The sequence below is a fragment of the Mycobacterium sp. NGS49 genome, assembly GCF_059812565.1.
The window spans coordinates 1-2,980 of the sequence record NZ_JCALCX010000083.1 but is presented as its reverse complement, the minus strand read 5'-3'; the positions used below and the strand labels follow the sequence as shown (position 1 = coordinate 2,980).

General features: G+C 67.9%; 1 protein-coding gene. It reads left to right on the top strand.

Annotated elements, in window-relative coordinates; all coding sequences use genetic code 11:
• The coding region (locus AC5Y7D_RS30720; protein WP_499929934.1) for a type I polyketide synthase at positions 1-2,980 on the top strand (2,980 nt) is incomplete at both ends.

The following is a 2,980-nucleotide window of genomic DNA, read 5'->3' as shown; positions in this document are numbered from 1 at the left end:
TTATTGGTATCGGAATTTGCGTGAGCCGGTGCAGTTCGAGCGGGCCACTCGCGGGTTGATCGAGCAGGGGTGTCGGGCGTTGGTCGAGTTGGGTCCGCATCCGGTATTGGCGGTGGCGCTGACCGAGACGGTCCAGGCCAGCGGTGGAGATGCCACCTCGGTGGCGGTGTTGGGTTCGCTGCGTCGCGAGGACGGTGGCTGGCCGCGCTTTGTCACCTCGCTCGCTGAGGCGCATGTGGTCGGGGTGGGGGTGGATTGGGCTGCGGTGTTGGCGCCGTGGCGGCCACGGCGGGTGGGGTTGCCCACGTATGCCTTTGAGCGGCAACGCTATTGGGCGGGATCGAAGGCTCTGAGCGCGGGGAGTCTGACCGCGGCGGGCCTGACACCGGTAGCGCATCCGTTCTTGACTTCCGGCGTGTATTTGGGTGGCAACCGGGGGTGGTTGTTCAACGGGAGCCTAGCTGTGGAGACCCATCCGTGGCTGGCCGACTACGCGGTGGCCGATGTGGTGTTGTTGCCGGGCGCGGCGTTCGTGGACATAGCGCTGGCCGGCGGCGCTACGGCCGGTTTCCAGCGGCTGGAAGAACTGATCATCGAGGCGCCGCTGCAGCTGCCCGATCACGGCGCGGTGGCGCTCCAACTGCTGATCAGCAGCCCGGCGGAGGACGGCCGCTGCCGGCTCGAGCTGTTTTCACGCCCGGAAAGCTCCGCGGGACAGCGCGTCGCCACCGAGGACGGCGATACGGGGGGCGAATGGGTTCACCACCTCAGCGGTGTGCTGGCAGCCAGTGTCGATGATGTGGCGACTGACGAGTGGTTGCCGACGTGGCCGCCGGCAGGAGCGGTCGCTGTACCAGTTGAGTCGCTCTATGACCAGGCAGCCGGGGTTGGCGGCTTTCACTACGGTCCGGCGTTCCAGGGAGCGCGCGCGGCGTGGCGTCGCGGCCAGGAATTGTTTACCGAGGTCGCATTGGACGCCGACCATATCGCCGAAGCCGCCGAATTCGGGCTGCATCCGGCACTACTCAACGCCGCATGGCATGCCGCGCCCGATCTGTTGGGTGAGGAGTCGGCGCGCGGTGGGTTGCCGGTGTCGTTCGCCTGGGGCGGGGTGTCGTTGCTGGCCCGAGGCGCTTCGGCGCTGCGAGTGGCGATACGTTCCAACGATGCCGGGGAGCTGCGGTTACGCGCAGTGGATGAGTCCGGGACGCCGGTGCTTTCGGTGGATTCGTTGCAGTACAGGGGAGTCGATGCTGTCCAGCTGAGTCGGGCCGGAGCGCGGCGGCTGCATTGGCTGTACTCGGTGGACTGGGTGACGATCCCAAGCCCTCGCGATAAGGCAGTCCCGCAGGTGGCGATCCTTGACCGCGGCGGGCCGGCGCAGCTGCCAGGGATCGCCGATGGTGCGACTCGCTACCCGGATCTTGGGGCGCTGACCGCGGCGATCAAAGACGGGATGGGCGCACCGGAGGTGGTGCTCACCGTCGCGCCGGCCGCCGCTGGTTCCGGTGAGGTTGGTGCGGCTGCCCGCACCGGTTTGTATGACACATTGCAGCTGATCGAGGCCTGGCTGAGCGAGCCGGCTTTCGTTGGTTCGCGGCTGGTGGTGGTGACCCGGGCGGCGGTCGCGGCTGCAGATGATGAGGTCCCTGATTTGGTTGCTGCGGCGGTCGATGGGTTGTTGCGCAGCGCCGTTTTGGAGCATCCGGGCCGGTTCATGTTGCTTGATCTCGATGGCAGTGAGGCTTCGTGGCGGGCGGTGCCGGCGTCGTTGGCGCAGCGCGGTGAGCCGCGGTTGGCGGTGCGCCGCGGTGTGGTGTTGGCGCCGCGACTGTCGCAGGCGACAGAACACTTCGGCGAAGCGCAGGCGGCGTCGGTGTTCGATCCGGCGGCGACGGTGCTGATCACCGGGGGCACCGGGGTTTTGGGCATGATGCTGGCTCGGCATCTGGTGGCCCACTACGGGATGCGGCATCTGCTGTTGGTCAGTCAGCGTGGTCCGGCTGCGGCCGGCGCCGGGCAGTTGACCGCCGAACTGACTGAGCTGGGCTGCCGGGTGCAAGCGGCGGCATGCGACGTCGCTGACCGTGCCCAGCTGGCAGCGGTGTTGGACACCATTGCCGATGAGCATCGGCTGGGCGCGGTCATTCACATCCCCGAGGCGCGGAGTGACGAGGCGATCGAGGCGCTCGACCCTCAGCGGCTCGAACAGGTGCTGGTACCCAGACTGGATGCCGCGCTGCACCTGCACGAGCTGACCCGCGAGATGGACCTGTCGGCGTTTGTGTTGTACTCCTCGGCCGCCAGCGTGTTGGGCAGCCCAGGGCAAGCCGGCGACGTGGCGGCCAACGCTTTCTTGGACGCAGTGGCTCAATACCGGCAGGGACAACGGCTGGCAGCCATCTCGTTGGCGTGGGGCGTGTTGGGTGCGCCTGGCGACACGACCGTTGGGCTCGAACAGGCAGAGCCGGCCGAGCTGCCGCAGCTGGGGCTGGCGCCGATGTCGGCCGAGCACCTCCTGGAGTTGTTCGACCTGGCCTGTGCGCGTCGCGAGCCGGTGCTGGTCCCGGCACGCCTGGATGTGGCCGCGCTGCGCAAACAAGCCCGGATCGGATTGCTGCCGCCCTTGTTGAGCCGGCTGGTGAGCCTTCCCGGCGCGGCAGCCCCCGCTACCGTTACGTTGCCGCAACGGCTGGCGTCGGTGTCCGACGCCGACTGGGATTCCCTGCTTTTGGCTGAGCTGCGTGGTCAGATTGCCGCTGTGCTCGGCCACTCCGCACCGGATGCTGTGCAAGCCGAGCGGGCCTTCACCGATCTCGGACTGGACTCCCGGGGAGCTCTGGAACTGCGTAACCGACTTGCCCAGACCACCGGACTGACACTGCCGGCCACCGTGGTGTTTGACTACCCCAACCTCGCTGCGCTGGCCGGCTATCTGCGTGCCCGCTTACGGGACATCTCCACCGAGATCGCAAGTGGG